This is a genomic window from Streptomyces sp. NPDC041191 (assembly GCF_055591945.1).
Map to the genome: position 1 here is coordinate 60,394 of NZ_JBVIZC010000008.1, position 14,978 is coordinate 75,371.

Genomic DNA, 14,978 nt, shown 5'->3' on the forward strand with positions numbered 1-14,978 from the left:
GAAGGCCTGCCTCGCCATGCTCCTGCTGCTGTCGCACTCCGACACCGACCTGCTCAGCGCCCGCGCGGCCGGCGGCCCGGTCGCGTACCGGTTCGCCAACCCGGCCCGGCTCCCGCTCGCCGACCTCCCCGGCCTCCTCGACGGGGCCGACCTCGTCGTCGTCCGGCTCCTCGGCGGCCTCCGCTCCTGGGAGGACGGGCTCGACGCGATCCGCGCCTCGGGGAAGCCGGTGGTCGTGCTCAGCGGCGAACAGGCGCCCGACGCCCAGCTGATGGAGGTCTCCACCGTGCCCGTCGGCGTCGCCACCGAGGCGCACGCCTACCTGGCGCACGGCGGCCCCGCCAACCTGGAGCAGCTGGCCCGCTTCCTCTCCGACACCGTCCTGCTCACCGGCCACGGCTTCGAGGCCCCGGCCGCCGCCCCCACCTGGGGCCCGCTGGAGCGCACCCCGAAGGCCACCGACGGCCCGACCGTCGCCGTGCTCTACTACCGCGCCCACCACATGAGCGGCAACACCGCCTTCGTCGGCGCCCTGTGCGACGCGATCGAGGACGCCGGCGCCCGGCCGCTCCCGCTGTACGTGGCCTCCCTGCGCGCCCCCGAGCCGGAGCTGATCGACACCCTCCGCGCCGCCGACGCCCTCGTCACCACCGTCCTCGCGGCGGGCGGCACCAAGCCCGCCGAGGCGCAGGCGGGCGGCGACGAGGAGGCGTGGGACGCGGGCGCGCTCGCCGCGCTCGACGTGCCGATCCTCCAGGCCCTGTGCCTGACCGGCTCCCGCGCGGCCTGGGAGGAGAACGACGAGGGCCTGTCCCCGCTGGACGCCGCGGGCCAGGTCGCCGTCCCCGAGTTCGACGGCCGCCTGATCACCGTCCCGTTCTCCTTCAAGGAGATCGACGAGGACGGCCTGCCCGCCTACGTGGCGGACCCCGAGCGCGCGGCCCGCGTCGCCGGGATCGCCGTGCGGCACGCCCGCCTCCGGCACATCCCGAACGCCGGGAAGAGGATCGCGCTCGTCCTCTCCGCGTACCCCACCAAGCACTCCCGCATCGGCAACGCCGTCGGTCTGGACACCCCCGCCTCCGCCGTCGCCCTGCTGCGTCGGCTGATCGGGGAGGGGTACGACTTCGGCCCCGCCGAGGAGCTGCCCGGCCTGGTCTCGGGCGACGGCGACGAGCTGATATACGCCCTCATCGAGGCCGGCGGCCACGACCAGGACTGGCTGACCGAGGAGCAGCTGGCCAGGAACCCGGTCCGCATCCCGGCCGCCGACTACAAGCGCTGGTACGCGACCCTCCCCGAGGAGCTGCGCACGCGCGTCGAGGAGCACTGGGGCCCGGCGCCCGGCGAGATGTTCCTCGACCGGTCGCGGAACCCGGAGGGCGACATCGTGCTCGCCGCCCTGCGGCGCGGGAACCTCCTGATCCTCATCCAGCCGCCGCGCGGCTTCGGTGAGAACCCGATCGCGATCTACCACGATCCCGACCTCCCGCCGTCCCACCACTACCTGGCCGCCTACCGCTGGATCGCGGCCCGCGCCGAGGACGGCGGCTTCGGCGCCGACGCCATGGTGCACCTGGGCAAGCACGGCAACCTGGAGTGGCTGCCCGGCAAGAACGCCGGCCTGTCCGCCGCCTGCGGCCCGGACGCGGCCCTCGGCGACCTGCCGCTGGTCTACCCGTTCCTGGTCAACGACCCGGGCGAGGGCACGCAGGCCAAGCGGCGCGCGCACGCGACCCTGGTCGACCACCTGGTGCCGCCGATGGCCCGCGCCGACTCGTACGGCGACATCGCGCGCCTGGAGCAGCTGCTCGACGAGTACGCGCAGATCTCCTCCATGGACCCGGCGAAGCTGCCCGCGATCCGCGCCCAGATCTGGACCCTGATCCAGGCCGCCCGGCTCGACCACGACCTGGGGCTGGAGGAGCGGCCGGAGGACGACGGCTTCGACGACTTCCTGCTGCACGTCGACGGCTGGCTGTGCGAGGTCAAGGACGCCCAGATCCGCGACGGCCTGCACGTCCTCGGCGGCGCCCCGGCCGGCGAGGCCCGGGTCAACCTGGTCCTCTCCATCCTGCGCGCCCGCCAGATCTGGGGCGGCACGCAGGCCCTGCCCGGCCTGCGCGAGGCCCTGGGCCTGGACGAGTCGGCCGCGACCCGCACCACCGCCGACGAGGCGGAGGCGGAGGCGCGCGAGCTGGTCGAGGCGATGGAGGCGGCGGACTGGGCGGTGGAGGCGGTCGAGTCGGTCGCGTCCGCCCACGGCCCCGACGTGCGGGCCGTGCTGCGCTTCGCCGCCGAGCAGGTCGTGCCGCGCCTGGCCGCCACCACCGACGAGCTGACGCACGCCGTGCACGCCCTGAACGGCGGTTTCGTCCCGGCGGGCCCGTCCGGCTCTCCCCTCCGGGGCCTGGTCAACGTCCTGCCGACCGGCCGCAACTTCTACTCGGTCGACCCGAAGGCCGTCCCCTCCCGGCTCGCCTGGGAGACCGGCCAGGCGCTCGCGGACTCGCTCCTGGAGCGCTACCGCGCCGACAACGGCGACTGGCCGACCTCCGTGGGCCTCTCCCTGTGGGGCACGAGCGCGATGCGCACCGCCGGCGACGACGTGGCCGAGGCCCTCGCCCTGCTCGGCGTCCGCCCGCTGTGGGACGAGGCGTCGCGCCGCGTGAACGGTCTGGAGCCGATCCCGCTCACCGAACTCGGCCGTCCGCGCGTCGACGTCACGCTGCGCATCTCCGGCTTCTTCCGGGACGCGTTCCCGCACGTCATCGGCCTCCTGGACGACGCCGTACGGCTGGTGGCCGGCCTCGACGAGTCGGCCACGGACAACTACGTACGGGCGCACGCGCAGGCCGACCTGGCCGAGCACGGCGACGAGCGGCGCGCCACGACCCGCATCTTCGGCTCCCGGCCCGGGACGTACGGCGCGGGCATCCTCCAGCTCATCGACTCGCGCGACTGGCGCACGGACGCCGACCTCGCCGAGGTGTACACGGTGTGGGGCGGCTACGCGTACGGGCGCGGGCTCGAAGGGCGCCCGGCGCGGGCCGAGATGGAGACCGCGTACAAGCGGATCGCGGTGGCCGCGAAGAACACGGACACGCGCGAGCACGACATCGCGGACTCCGACGACTACTTCCAGTACCACGGCGGCATGGTCGCGACCGTCCGCGCGCTCCGGGGCACGGCCCCCGAGGCGTACATCGGCGACTCGACCCGCCCGGAGACCGTCCGCACCCGCACCCTGGTCGAGGAGACCTCCCGCGTCTTCCGCGCCCGCGTGGTCAACCCGCGCTGGATCGAGGCGATGCGCCGCCACGGCTACAAGGGCGCGTTCGAGCTGGCGGCGACCGTCGACTACCTCTTCGGGTACGACGCGACGACGGGCGTGGTCGCGGACTGGATGTACGACAAGCTGACGCAGGAGTACGTCCTCGACCCGGAGAACCAGGCGTTCCTGAAGGAGGCCAACCCCTGGGCCCTGCACGGCATCGCGGAACGGCTCCTGGAGGCCGAGTCCCGGGGCATGTGGGAGAAGCCGGACCCGGAGACGCTCGCCGCGCTGCGGCAGGTGTTCCTGGAGACGGAGGGCGACCTGGAGGACTCCTCCGACGACTAGCGCGCCGGGGCGGCCTCCGGGGCCAGCTCCAGCCGGCGGCCCCGGAAGCCCTCCCGCAGCCGCCGGTCGTGGCTGACGACGACCAGCGTGCCCCGGTAGGACGCGAGCGCGGCCTCGATCTCCTCCACCAGGCCCGGGGCCAGGTGGTTGGTCGGCTCGTCGAGGAGGAGCAGGTCGGCGGGTGAGGCCACGAGCCGGGCCAGCTCCAGTTTGCGGCGCTGTCCGACCGACAGGTGCCGGACGGGGGTCGTCAGGTCGCGGGCGGAGAAGAGGCCGAGGGCGAGGAGGTCGTCCGTGCGGTCCGCTCCGAACGCCTCGCCCACCGTACGGGGGTCGGTGGGCGGGTCCGTCTCCTGGCGGAGCAGTCCGGTCCGGGCGGGCCGGCGCACGGTGCCGCCGTCCGGGGCGAGTTCGCCCGCGAGGACCTTCAGGAGGGTGGACTTCCCGGCGCCGTTCGGGCCGGTGACCAGGAGCCGTTCGCCCGCGTCGAGGTGGAGGGCGCCGAGCCGGAGCCGCCCCTCCACCCGGACGTCCGCGAGGTCCACGGGCGCGCCCCCGCCCGCGAGGCGCGCGCGGAACCGGAGAGGTTCCGGGGGCGCGGGCACGGGGTGGGCGGTGAGCCGGGCGAGGCGTTCGCGGGCGGCCCGGACGCGGCTCATGGCGCCGTGCGCCCGCGACCGGGCCCGGAAGGCGCCGGCCCCGCTGAACGCGGCCGGGGCCTTGCGGGGGATCGCGGAGAACCGGTCGATGTGCGTGTCCGCGAGGGCCGTGTACCGGGCGAGTTCGGCCTTCCACTCCTCGTACTCCCGGGCCCTGCGGGCCCGTTCGGCCGCGCGCCCGGCCAGGTAGCCGGCGTAGCCGTTGCCGTAGCGGCGCAGGGTGTGGCGGTCCTCGTCGACCTCCAGGACGGCGGTGGCGACCCGGTCGAGGAAGACGCGGTCGTGGGAGACGGCGACGACCGTGCCCCGGTGGGCGCGCAGTCGCTCCTCCAGCCAGGCCACGGCCTCGTCGTCGAGGTCGTTGGTGGGCTCGTCGAGCAGCAGCAGTTCGGGTTCGGCGGCGAGCACGGAGGCGAGGGCGAGCCGGGAGCGCTGTCCGCCGGAGAGCGTCCCGAGGGGCCGGTCGCGGGCGGGCGGCCGGCGCTCCCCGAGCCGCCGCAGCGTCGTCTCCACCCGCCGGTCGGCCCCGGCGCCGCCCCGGGCCTCGTACGCGGCGAGCAGCCGGGCGTACCCGTCGAGGTCGCCGGTCGCGGCGAGGTCCGCCTCGGCGGCCCGGACGGCCCGCTCCAGCTCCCGCACCTCCGCGAGGGCGTGGTCGACGGCGTCCCCGACGGTGGCGTCCGGGGGGAGGTCCAGGGTCTGGCCGAGGTGGCCGAGGCCGCCGGGCGCGACGACGTCGACGGTCCCGTGGTCGGGGGCCTCGATCCCGGCGAGGAGCCGCAGGAGGGTGGACTTCCCGGACCCGTTGTCCCCGACGACCCCGAGGCGTTCACCCGGCCGGACGGTGAGGGAGACCCGGTCGAACACGGTCCGGGGCCGCGCGGGCGGTCCGTCGTGGCGCTTGGTGACGTCGGTGAGCAGGACACGGAACAAGGGCGGCCTCCTGGGCGGACGCGAACGGAAGATGACGAGACGTCTCGTCTCGCCTCGCCTCGCTCAAAGTACGACATCCGCCGCCCCTCCGCAAGACGTTCCGTCTCGTGAGGGCGGGCGAAGTGCGCGCGACACCTGGCCGCCCTGCGCCCCGCAGCCCGCACTCCGAAACCCGAAGTCCGCAGCGCGACCGCCCCGCGCCCCGCACCCCGGAGCCTTGCCGCACGCGATGCTCCCTGAACGCATTGTTCTAGTAGAGTGCGAACAAGGAGGTTCCCATGAACCGTTCACCGTTCCGTCTCCGCGCGCTCGCCGCGCTCCCCTGCGTCCTCGCGTTCGCCGTCCACCTGCTGGTGCTCGTCCTCTGGTACGACCGGCTCCCCGACCCCCTCGCCACCCACTTCGGTCCCGGCGGCGGAGGTCGTGCCGACGGCTTCACCGGCCGGGCCGCGTACGCCGCGATCAGCGCGGCCCTGCTCCTCGGCCCCGCCGCCGCCTGGGTGTTCTTCGTCCGCCGCGCCTCGCTGTGGGGCGCGTGGGCGACGGCCGGCTTCACCGGGACGCTGCTCGTCCTCCTCCTGCGGGACAACCTGGACGCCGCCGAGGCCGCCCGGGTCGCCTCGCCGCTCACCAACCTCGCCGTCGCGGCGGGCGCCGCCGCCCTCTGCGCGCTCGCGGGCCGGGCCCTGGCCCGGCTCGTCCCCCGGGAGGAGCCCGCGTCCGGCCCCGCCGACGCGCCCCGGCTCCCGCTCGGGGAGAGCGAGGTCGCCGGCTGGTCCCGCGACGCCGGCTCCCGGGCCCTCACCGTCCTCGCGGTGCTCGCCCTCGTCGCCGTCCCCGTCGTCCTGCTCCTCGCGCCGTGGCCCGCCGCCTGGCTCGCGCTCCTCGGACCGGTCGTCGGAGTGCCGGGGCTCGCCCTCGCCCGTGTCCGGGTCGCCGTCGACCGCCGGGGCCTCACGGTCCGGCCCGCCCTCGTCCCCCGTCCCCGGGTCCGCGTCCCGCTCGACCGGGTCGCCTCCGCGTCCGCCCGGGACGTGGACGCCCTCGCGGACTTCGGCGGCTGGGGCTACCGGGTGAGGCCGGGCCGCACGGGCGTGGTGCTGCGGTCCGGCGAAGCCCTCGTCGTACGGCGGGACGACGGGCGCGAGTTCGCGGTCACCGTGCCCGACGCGCGCACCGCCGCCGCCCTGCTGAACACGCTCGTCGAGCGGCGTGGGAGGGTCTGACCGTGCTCTTCCGCGTCGATCCGGCCTCCGCCGTCCCCCTGGGCGACCAGATCGCGGCCTGTGTCCGGGGAGCCCTCGCCGACGGCTCGGTCGCGCCCGGTGAACGCCTTCCGGCCGCCCGGGAACTCGCCGACTCCCTCGGCGTCAACGTCCACACCGTCCTCCGCGGCTACCAGCGGCTCCGCGAGGAGGGCCTGATCGAACTCCGCCGGGGCCGGGGCGCCCTCGTCGTGCCCGGCGCCGGCGCCCCCGACCGCGCCCGCCTGGTCTCCCGCCTCCGCGAGGCGGCGGCGGACGCCCGCGCGCTGGGCCTCTCGGAGGCGGAGTTCCTGGAACTGGCGCGCACGAGCCTGGGATAGGGGCGCCCGTGCCCCGGGCCGGTGCGCGCCCCGGTGCGCCCGCCGGGTGCGCCCGACGGGCTCCGCCGGAGGGGGCACGACGAGGGCGACGTCCTCGCGACCCCCCTCCGGAAGCCGCCGGGAGGGGGATCAGCCGTACGGGAGATCAGCCGTGCAGGGGGATCATCCGTCCCCCGGCGACCGGGAGCGGCGCGGGCGGCGGCGGTACGACCGGGAGGGGTGCGGAGGGGCGGGTCGCCCCGCCGTCGTCCTCCCAGGACCGCTCGTCGCGCCGGGCGTCCCGGAGGCCGCGGCCGACCGCGGTCTCGTCGGACAGCAGCGTTCCCGCGGTGTCGTGCCCGCCGGGGACCGAGGCGGCGGCCATCAGCCGGGCCGCCGCGGCGGGTTCGGTGCCGGGCGGGATCACGAGCAGGTCGCAGCGGGCGACCGCGTACGAGAGCAGGATGATCTTGTCGGGGTCCTGCTCCGTGAACCAGCCCGCGTGCACGGTGTGCCCGGGGACGGGGACCTTGTGCGGGACGACGGACCAGTGCGCGGGGTGCACCGCGACGCGGGTGATGCGTCCCCAGCGTTCCCGGAGGGCGTCCACCAGCGCCGGGAGCTCGGCCGCCAGATCGCGCGAACGGGGCCACCAGGCACCGTCCAGGCGGCCGGGGAGGGGGCTCGCGGGCGTGAACGCCAGGCGGGCCGGAAGCGGGGCGACGGGGGCGCGGACGGCGCTCCGGTCGATGGTCGCGGACATGGCACGAACCCGTCCCCGGGCCGCACCGAAGGGGAGCGGCCCAGTGTATTGATCGCCGGAAACGACGTCCGCGTGGAAGCGGGTGTACGGGGTACTCCCGGTAACCTCCAGCCTACTCCGGCGGGGCGCCCGGCGGACCGTTCCCGGCCCCCCGGTCTCCGCCGCCGCCCGGGGAGGCCCGGGGAGGCCCGGGAAGCGCGCGGGGTTTCCGCGCGGCGGACCGTACGGACCCCCGCGGGGCGACACGGCCGCACCGCGCTCCGCCGTACGGGTTCCCGCCGTCCGTGCGGCGGACGGCTCAGTCCGACGCCCGGTTCGGCTCCTGCCCCGGCTCCCGGTCCCCGGCCCGTTCCGTCCGCCCGGCCGTCCCCGCCCCGGCGGGCGTCCCCGCCCCCGACTCCTCCGCCGCCCGCCGGTACTCGGCGTTGATGCGCTGGGCCTCCTCCAGCTGGTCCTCCAGGATGACGATGCGGCAGGCCGCCTCGACCGGAGTGCCCTGGTCCACGAGTTCCCGGGCGCGGGCCGCGACCCGCAGCTGGTAGCGGGAGTAGCGCCGGTGGCCGCCCTCGGAGCGCAGCGGGGTGATCAGGCGGGCCTCGCCGATGGCGCGGAGGAAGCCCGGGGTCGTGCCGAGCATCTCGGCGGCCCTGCCCATCGTGTAGGCCGGGTAGTCGTCGTCGTCGAGTCGGCCGCCGAGCGGATTGTCCGCTGTCATCTGCACCTCTTCCAGGGAACGCTTCGGGGCCCCGGTGCCGCGCGGCACCGGGGCCCCGGGGGAAATTCAACCACCGGAGGGCGCGCCGCCTAGAATCGGCTCTCATGTCGAAGCCTGACGAACTGCTCGTTGACATTGCCGCCACGGTGGAGTCCGGGCAGAGCAACCAGATGTCCCTGACCGTGGTCGCGGGGGGCGTGGTCATCACCGGGCGGCTGGCCCCGGAGGCGCTCTGGAGGGAGCGGGTGTCGGAGGTCCTGACGGACTCCGCCCTGCTGGGGGAGTTCTCCAAGGTCTTCAGCCCCGTCGAACGGAGGGAAGAGCCGCCCACGCACCTTCACTTCCACCTCGCCCGGATCCTCCAGGGCACGGTGGGCATCCCCGAGACCGGCGGAATGTACCGCGTCGCGATCGCGGATGTCAGCGCCTGGACGGTGGGCGACTTCAGCTACTCCGACCACTGATCCCGACGACGAAGGCCCGACCGGCGTGCCGGTCGGGCCCTGTCGTCGTTCCTCCGTGCGGGACGGTCAGACGGTCTCGGCCGTCTCGGCCGTCTGCACGGGGAACGTGCCGCAGGTGAAGCCGAGGCGGGTCATGGCGCGCACGACCTCGCCGGCGCTGAAGTCGCGCCGGTCCTGGCGGGTGACGACCTCGCCGACCTGCTTCACGGGGTACTGGCGGCGGCCGATGGTCACGAACTCACCGGTGCCCGGCTCGGGCTTGACGCCCTTCATCGAGTCCAGCACGCCGCTCTTCGTCAGGTCGAAGGGGAAACGGGCGATGACACAGCGCATGATGCCTCTCAGGGGGTAGCGGGGAGCGGGGAGCGGGAGGGGTACGGCCCGGACGCCGGGGGGCGTACGGACCGGAGGAGAACGTCCGGGGGAACGGCCGGCCGGGGACGCCCGGGGAAGGGCGTCCGGCGGTGACCGCTCAGCAGGGCGGCGCGACGACGACGTCCCGCAGCCGGAGCCGGTCCGTGTACGAGGTGCCGTCGCGGACGGCCGTGAGCTGGGCACGGGTGACCAGGCCGGTGGACTGGCCGTCGACGTCGCAGACGAGCAGCCGCCCGGTGCGGGCCCCGGCCATGACGGACAGGGCCACTTCGACGGTCATGTGGTCGGCCGCCCGCGTGGCCGCCTCGTCGGGAGGGACGGGGCGGGACTGCGTGGGGAGCGGTGTCACGGGTGCCTCCTGCGGAGAAGTGAGGGTGCGCCGCACCGGGACGAGCGACCGGCCCGGGACACGTCCCCGGCCGCCGCGCGGTGCCGGGGCGGTGGACCCCCGGCGCCCGCGCGGGGACGGGCTACGCCGCCGCGCGACGGGGGGCCCGGCGGGGACGGCTCCGGCGGGGGCGGCCGGTGGCGCCGTCGCGGCGCCGTTCCGCCGGCGGGGCCGTGATGACGACGGGGACGCCGGACGGGGCCTGCGCGCCGGTGATGCGGTGCAGCTCGGGCTCGCCGGAACGGACCTGGGTGACGTGGGGGCGGATGCCCGCGTCCGCCATGAGGCGGACCATGCCCCGGCGCTGGGCCGGGGTGACCAGGGTGACGACGCTGCCGGACTCGCCCGCGCGGGCGGTGCGGCCGCCGCGGTGCAGGTAGTCCTTGTGGTCGGCGGGCGGGTCCACGTTGACGACGAGGTCGAGGTTGTCGACGTGGATGCCGCGCGCGGCGACGTTCGTGGCGACGAGCACGGAGACGTGCCCGGTCTTGAACTGCGCCAGGGTGCGGGTGCGCTGCGACTGCGACTTCCCGCCGTGCAGCGCGGCGGCCCGTACGCCGCTCAGGAGGAGGTCCCGGGTCAGCCGGTCCACGTCGTGCTTGGTGTCGAGGAACATGATCACGCGCCCGTCGCGGGCGGCGATCTCCGTCGTGGTGGCCTGCTTGTCGGAGCCGTGGACGTGCAGCACGTGGTGCTCCATCGTCGTGACCGCGCCGGCGGACGGGTCGACCGAGTGGACGACCGGGTCGGTCAGGTAGCGGCGTACGAGGAGGTCGACGTTGCGGTCCAGGGTGGCGGAGAACAGCATCCGCTGGCCCTCCGGCCGCACCTGGTCGAGCAGCGCGGTGACCTGCGGCATGAAGCCCATGTCGGCCATCTGGTCGGCCTCGTCCAGGACGGTGATCTCGACGCGGTCGAGGACGCAGTCGCCGCGGTCGATGAGGTCCTTGAGGCGGCCGGGGGTGGCCACGACGACCTCGGCACCGGCGCGGAGCGCGTGCGTCTGGCGTCCGATCGACACCCCGCCGACGACGGTGGTCGTCCGCAGCCTGAGCGAGCGGGCGTACGGGGTGAGGGCGTCGGTCACCTGCTGGGCCAGCTCGCGGGTGGGCACGAGGACCAGGGCAAGCGGCTGCCGGGGCTCGGCGCGCTTCCCGGCGGTCCGGGCGAGCAGCGCGAGGCCGAAGGCCAGGGTCTTGCCGGAGCCGGTCCGGCCCCGGCCCAGGGCGTCACGGCCCGCGAGGGTGTTCGGCAGGGTCGCGCCCTGGATCGGGAACGGCACCGTCATGCCCTCGGCGGCGAGCGCGGAGAGCAGCGGGGCGGGCAGGTCGAGCGCGGCGAACGTCTCGACGGCCGGCAGCGCGGGGGTGACCGTCCGGGGGAGGGCGAACTCGGCCGGCGGGCCCGAGGGCGCGCGGCCTCCGCCCTGGGGGCGGGTGCGGCCGCGGGGCTGCTGGGTGCGGGTGGGACGGCTGTGCGTGCGTGTACGGTTCACGGCGAACCTTCCTCGATGCGGCGCATATCAAGGAATTCCCGCAGCAGAAGTGCAGCACGGATAATTGCGAGACAAGCCGAACCGAAAGTGGGAGTGCGGCCGACCGGCGGTTCCTGCGGCGGGTCGAACGCCGAAACATGCGTTCATACGCATGATCGAAATGTGCAACGAGCCGGGCCCCGCACCCCAAGGTGCGGGTCCCGGCTCGTCCTGCGCGTCAGTGCTCGATGCCGGTGTCGGCGTCAGCGCTGGGCGTCGATGTTCAGGCGGAGACGATGTTCTCGGCCGTCGGGCCCTTCTGGCCCTGCGCGATGTCGAAGTTCACCTTCTGGCCTTCCTGGAGCTCACGGAAGCCCTGCGAGGCGATGTTCGAGTAGTGGGCGAACACGTCGGGGCCGCCACCGTCCTGCTCGATGAAGCCGAAGCCCTTTTCCGCGTTGAACCACTTCACGGTGCCAGATGCCATGTCAATTCTCCTTCGGGGCAGTGCTCGGAATCCACACCGTGCGGACTCCGTGTCGCCGCGATGATTGCCCCAACCGGAAAAGACCGGAAATGCCTCAAGCTTTGGGAACCACAACTGCAACTTCTATCGACAGTAGCACGGTGGGCGGAGCATTGTGGGGTGGTCAATGCTTTCCGTGTGAACCGGTGAGAAATCCTCACGGCGCCTGGTGCCGAATTCTTACTTCGCGGATGCAGATTTTTCCGGTCGGCCCTCACGGGGTGGGCGCGGCCCCGCCCGGCCGCCGGTTCACCGTTTCGTCCCCGAGACGACGAGGAACGGCGGATGGTTCGCCTCCGCCGGATCGTTCCCCAGCAGGGCGGAGTGGCGGGGGAGCACGGGTTCGTGGACGTCGAGGTCGGTGAAACCTGCCTTGCCCAGGACGTCCAGGTAGGTCTGGCACGGCCAGTGGTGGTCGGACCGCTCCAGCGGGGCGCCGCCGTCCGGCCGGTCGAGCAGGGTCCGCCGGGGCTCGCCCTTGGTATACACGCGGCCGGGTTCGCCGCTGCGGAAGGTGGAGAAGCGGATGCCGGCGCTGCGCGGGTTGACGTCCAGCACGGCGTACCGGCCGCCGGGGCGCAGGACGCGGTGGACCTCGGCGGCGATGTCGTGCAGGGTCCCGGTCTCGTCGGCGGCGGCGAAGACGAAGCAGGACATGGCGGCGTCCACGGAGCCGTCGTCCAGGAACGGCAGCCGGCCGTCCTCGATCAGGCGGAGGTCGATCCGGGGGTGCGGGCGCCGCTCGCGGGCGAGGGCCAGCGCGCGGGGCGAGGCGTCGGCGGCCACGACGCGCGCGTCCGAGGCCGCGACGATCCGGGCGGCGGCCCTGCCGGATCCGCAGCCGTGGTCCAGGACCGTGCGGACGGCGCAGGAGCCGATGCCGAGGGCGTGGAAGACGGCCGGGTAGCCGACGAGGCGTTCGGGGAGGTCGTCGTACGAGTCGTGGGCGCGGGCGTGGGCGTCGGCAACCGCCCGCACCGCTCCGGTGCCGGCCTCGTCCGCGCCGTGGGCGCCGCTCGTACCGCTCGTGGGGGTGGTCAGGGTCATACGGGGTCGCCTTTCGGTGGTCGGTCCGGGACGGGACGGTGCCGGGACGACCCGGCACCACCGTGATCCGGTTCCGCCGGAACGTACTGGTTGTCCCGTCGTGTCGGTATCCGCCCGATCGGCCGGGATCATCCTCGTGCGGCAGGGAGTCCTCGCAGGTCAGGAGAGGTACGGGCGGCCCGGCGGGCCCGGCGGGAGGGGGCGCGCACGGCGCGGGAGGCCGCTCCGTCACCCCTCCAACGGGCGAACCCCCGCCCCGGCCGCCGTACGGAACCGCAGGTCGGGGGCGTGGGGACCGTCAAGGCGGCGAAGAGGGCGCGGTGCCCGGTCCCGATCTCGATCCCGGCCCCCATCCCCATCCCCATCCCCATCCCCATCCCGGTCCCGGTCCCGGCTCCGGAGCCTCCCCCCCGTCCTCCCTCACCCGCCCGGGTCAACCGCCCTCTCCGTCGCCGGGCGCCGTCCCCGCTCCCGTGGGTTGATGGGGGCACGGCCGTCCGCGGCGGACGGGCCGGTGACGGTGAGCGAAGGGGAGACCGTGGCGCTCCACGAGACGAGGTCCCCGGCGGGCGGCGGCAGGGCGACGGACGTGTTCGCCTCGCCGCTCAGCGAGCGGGTCCTGCCGAAGTACCGCATGCCCGAGGAGCCCTCCCTCCCCGAGGTCGTCTACGCGCTGCTCCACAACGAGCTGCTGCTCGACGGGAACGCGGCGCAGAACCTGGCGACGTTCTGCACGACCTGGTCGGACGACGAGGTCCGCCGGCTGATGGACGAGTGCCTCGACAAGAACATGATCGACAAGGACGAGTACCCGCAGACCGCCGAGATCGAGGCGCGCTGCGTGAACATCCTGGCCGACCTGTGGAACGCCCCGGAGGCCGCGGACGGCGGCGCCGTGGGCTGCTCCACCACCGGTTCCAGCGAGGCCGCCATGCTGGGCGGCCTGGCGCTGAAGTGGCGGTGGCGCGAGCGCCGCCGGGCCGAGGGACGGTCCACCGACCGGCCCAACATCGTCGCGGGGCCCGTACAGATCTGCTGGGAGAAGTTCGCCCGCTACTTCGACGTCGAACTGCGCCAGGTCCCCCTCGAAGAGGGGGCGACCGGCCTGCGGCCCCACCAGCTGCGGGAGTACGTCGACGAGAACACCATCGGCGTCGTCGCCATCCTCGGCGTCACCTTCACCTGCGACTACGAGCCGGTCGCGGAGATCGCCGCCGAACTCGACCGGATCCAGCGGGAGACCGGCCTCGACGTCCCCGTCCACGTCGACGCCGCGAGCGGCGGTTTCGTCGCGCCCTTCCTCCACCGGGACCTCGTGTGGGACTTCCGCCTCGAACGGGTCTCCTCCATCAACGCGTCCGGCCACAAGTACGGCCTCGCGCCCCTCGGCGTCGGCTGGGCGGTCTGGCGCACCGGGGACCTGCTGCCGAAGGACTTGGTGTTCGACGTGGACTACCTCGGCGGCGACCTCCCGACCTTCGCCCTCAACTTCTCCCGCCCCGGCGGCGAGATCGTCGCCCAGTACTACAACTTCCTGCGCCTGGGCCGCACGGGCTACCGGCTCGTCCAGCAGGCGTGCGCGGACACCGCCCGGTACCTGGCCGGGCAGGTGGCGGAGATGGGCCCGTTCACCCTGCTCTACGACGGGAGGGGCGCGCTGCCCGCCGTCTCGTACACCCTCACCGACCCGGCGGGCGCGGGCTTCAGCCTGTACGACCTCTCCGACCAGCTCCGGATGCGCGGCTGGCAGGTGCCCTCCTACCCGCTGCCCGCCGACCGGCAGGAGACCGTCGTCCAGCGGGTCCTGATCCGGCACGGCATCGGCCGGGACGAGGTGGACCTGCTGGCCCGGGACATGCGCCACTCCCTGGAGCGCCTGACGCGCGGCAGGCCGGCGGACGAGGACCGCACGGCCTTCCACCACTGAGCGGACCGGCCCGCCGGGACCGGAACCCGCGTCCTCCCCGGGCCGTCCGGAACCGGTCAGGATCGGAGAAGCGCGGGCCCGCCGTCCCCGTCTAGCGTGAGGCGCATGGACCTCACCATTCACACCACCGCCCTTCCGCACGACGACCCGGACGCCTCCCTGGCCTTCTACCGCGACGCCCTCGGCTTCGAGGTGCGCGGCGACGTCGGCCGGGGAAGGACGCGCTGGATCACGGTCGGACCGGCCGGACAGCCCGGCACGTCGATCCTGCTCGCGCCGCCGGCCATGGACCCCGGCATCACCGAGGAGGAGCGCCGCACCATCACCGAGATGATGGCCAAGGGCACGTACGGCTGGATCCTGCTGGCCACCCCCGACCTCGACGCCACCTTCGAGAAGGTGCGGGCCGCCGACGCCGAGGTCGTCCAGGAGCCGACGGAGCAGCCGTACGGCATCCGCGACTGCGCCTTCCGCGACCCGGCGGGCAACCTGATCCGCATCCAGGAAGTCCGCTGACCCGC

Annotated in this window: 14 protein-coding genes; 6 read left to right on the plus strand and 8 right to left on the minus strand. The window is 74.7% G+C overall.

Annotated features, from left to right (window positions below; all coding sequences use genetic code 11):
* Window positions 1–16 precede the first annotated feature (16 nt).
* Entirely contained in the window at window positions 17–3,622 is a 3,606-nt protein-coding gene (gene cobN, locus ACZ6AQ_RS17130) for a cobaltochelatase subunit CobN (protein ID WP_468760514.1), read from the plus strand.
* Here cobN and abc-f read toward each other — a convergent pair.
* Window positions 3,619–5,214, minus strand: coding sequence for a ribosomal protection-like ABC-F family protein (abc-f, locus tag ACZ6AQ_RS17135; protein ID WP_468760515.1), 1,596 nt, complete (start codon window positions 5,212–5,214; stop codon window positions 3,619–3,621). The genes cobN and abc-f overlap by 4 nt on opposite strands.
* Before the next feature lie 278 nt (window positions 5,215–5,492).
* Here abc-f and ACZ6AQ_RS17140 point away from each other — a divergent pair, with 278 nt between their 5' ends.
* Both ACZ6AQ_RS17140 and ACZ6AQ_RS17145 read left to right on the plus strand, forming a co-directional pair.
* Entirely contained in the window at window positions 5,493–6,440 is a 948-nt protein-coding gene (locus ACZ6AQ_RS17140; protein WP_468760516.1) for a hypothetical protein, read from the plus strand.
* A gap of 2 nt (window positions 6,441–6,442) precedes the next feature.
* Window positions 6,443–6,799 (plus strand): GntR family transcriptional regulator, encoded by a 357-nt coding sequence (locus ACZ6AQ_RS17145; RefSeq protein WP_468760517.1) that lies wholly within the window; start codon window positions 6,443–6,445, stop codon window positions 6,797–6,799.
* A 145-nt stretch (window positions 6,800–6,944) separates the two neighbouring features.
* Here the strand turns inward: ACZ6AQ_RS17145 and ACZ6AQ_RS17150 are convergent, their stop codons facing one another.
* Together ACZ6AQ_RS17150 and ACZ6AQ_RS17155 are read right to left on the minus strand one after the other, a co-directional pair.
* On the minus strand, window positions 6,945–7,541 hold the full coding sequence (locus tag ACZ6AQ_RS17150; protein WP_468760518.1) for a DUF5994 family protein: 597 nt from the start codon (window positions 7,539–7,541) through the stop codon (window positions 6,945–6,947).
* A gap of 298 nt (window positions 7,542–7,839) precedes the next feature.
* Window positions 7,840–8,256: a helix-turn-helix domain-containing protein gene (locus tag ACZ6AQ_RS17155; RefSeq protein WP_468760519.1), complete on the minus strand. Its 417-nt coding sequence runs from the start codon at window positions 8,254–8,256 to the stop codon at window positions 7,840–7,842.
* Between the two features lie 104 nt (window positions 8,257–8,360).
* Here ACZ6AQ_RS17155 and ACZ6AQ_RS17160 point away from each other — a divergent pair, with 104 nt between their 5' ends.
* Window positions 8,361–8,720 carry a hypothetical protein gene (locus ACZ6AQ_RS17160; RefSeq protein ID WP_388694868.1) on the plus strand — a complete coding sequence of 120 codons (360 nt, stop codon included), beginning with the start codon at window positions 8,361–8,363 and terminating at the stop codon, window positions 8,718–8,720.
* 66 nt (window positions 8,721–8,786) lie between these two features.
* On the opposite strand, the gene ACZ6AQ_RS17165 is transcribed toward ACZ6AQ_RS17160, so the two are convergent.
* The 5 genes from ACZ6AQ_RS17165 to ACZ6AQ_RS17185 form a co-directional block, all read right to left on the minus strand.
* Window positions 8,787–9,053 (minus strand): SCO5918 family protein, encoded by a 267-nt coding sequence (locus ACZ6AQ_RS17165; protein WP_468760520.1) that lies wholly within the window; start codon window positions 9,051–9,053, stop codon window positions 8,787–8,789.
* A gap of 139 nt (window positions 9,054–9,192) precedes the next feature.
* A complete protein-coding gene (locus ACZ6AQ_RS17170; protein ID WP_468760728.1) occupies window positions 9,193–9,375 on the minus strand; it encodes a CBS domain-containing protein in 183 nt (60 codons plus the stop codon).
* A 190-nt stretch (window positions 9,376–9,565) separates the two neighbouring features.
* Window positions 9,566–10,978, minus strand: coding sequence for a DEAD/DEAH box helicase (locus ACZ6AQ_RS17175; RefSeq protein ID WP_388694861.1), 1,413 nt, complete (start codon window positions 10,976–10,978; stop codon window positions 9,566–9,568).
* Between the two features lie 262 nt (window positions 10,979–11,240).
* Window positions 11,241–11,444 (minus strand): cold-shock protein, encoded by a 204-nt coding sequence (locus ACZ6AQ_RS17180; RefSeq protein WP_030206327.1) that lies wholly within the window; start codon window positions 11,442–11,444, stop codon window positions 11,241–11,243.
* 288 nt (window positions 11,445–11,732) lie between these two features.
* Window positions 11,733–12,530 (minus strand): class I SAM-dependent methyltransferase, encoded by a 798-nt coding sequence (locus ACZ6AQ_RS17185; RefSeq protein ID WP_468760521.1) that lies wholly within the window; start codon window positions 12,528–12,530, stop codon window positions 11,733–11,735.
* Between the two features lie 538 nt (window positions 12,531–13,068).
* Here ACZ6AQ_RS17185 and ACZ6AQ_RS17190 point away from each other — a divergent pair.
* Complete coding sequence (locus ACZ6AQ_RS17190) at window positions 13,069–14,457, plus strand: glutamate decarboxylase (RefSeq protein ID WP_468760522.1); 1,389 nt, start codon at window positions 13,069–13,071, stop codon at window positions 14,455–14,457.
* 105 nt (window positions 14,458–14,562) lie between these two features.
* On the plus strand, window positions 14,563–14,973 hold the full coding sequence (locus ACZ6AQ_RS17195) for a VOC family protein (protein ID WP_468760523.1): 411 nt from the start codon (window positions 14,563–14,565) through the stop codon (window positions 14,971–14,973).
* Window positions 14,974–14,978: the final 5 nt, after the last annotated feature.

Bases quoted from the DNA above. Each gene is read 5' to 3' on its own strand.
- cobN (WP_468760514.1), top strand. From the start codon at position 17: ATGCTCCTGCTGCTGTCGCACTCCGACACCGACCTGCTCAGCGCCCGC.
- ACZ6AQ_RS17140 (WP_468760516.1), top strand. From the start codon at position 5,493: ATGAACCGTTCACCGTTCCGTCTCCGCGCGCTCGCCGCGCTCCCCTGC.
- ACZ6AQ_RS17150 (WP_468760518.1), bottom strand. From the start codon at position 7,541: ATGTCCGCGACCATCGACCGGAGCGCCGTCCGCGCCCCCGTCGCCCCG.
- ACZ6AQ_RS17155 (WP_468760519.1), bottom strand. From the start codon at position 8,256: ATGACAGCGGACAATCCGCTCGGCGGCCGACTCGACGACGACGACTAC.
- ACZ6AQ_RS17160 (WP_388694868.1), top strand. From the start codon at position 8,361: ATGTCGAAGCCTGACGAACTGCTCGTTGACATTGCCGCCACGGTGGAG.
- ACZ6AQ_RS17165 (WP_468760520.1), bottom strand. From the start codon at position 9,053: ATGCGCTGTGTCATCGCCCGTTTCCCCTTCGACCTGACGAAGAGCGGC.
- ACZ6AQ_RS17170 (WP_468760728.1), bottom strand. From the start codon at position 9,375: ATGACCGTCGAAGTGGCCCTGTCCGTCATGGCCGGGGCCCGCACCGGG.
- ACZ6AQ_RS17180 (WP_030206327.1), bottom strand. From the start codon at position 11,444: ATGGCATCTGGCACCGTGAAGTGGTTCAACGCGGAAAAGGGCTTCGGC.
- ACZ6AQ_RS17185 (WP_468760521.1), bottom strand. From the start codon at position 12,530: ATGACCCTGACCACCCCCACGAGCGGTACGAGCGGCGCCCACGGCGCG.
- ACZ6AQ_RS17195 (WP_468760523.1), top strand. From the start codon at position 14,563: ATGGACCTCACCATTCACACCACCGCCCTTCCGCACGACGACCCGGAC.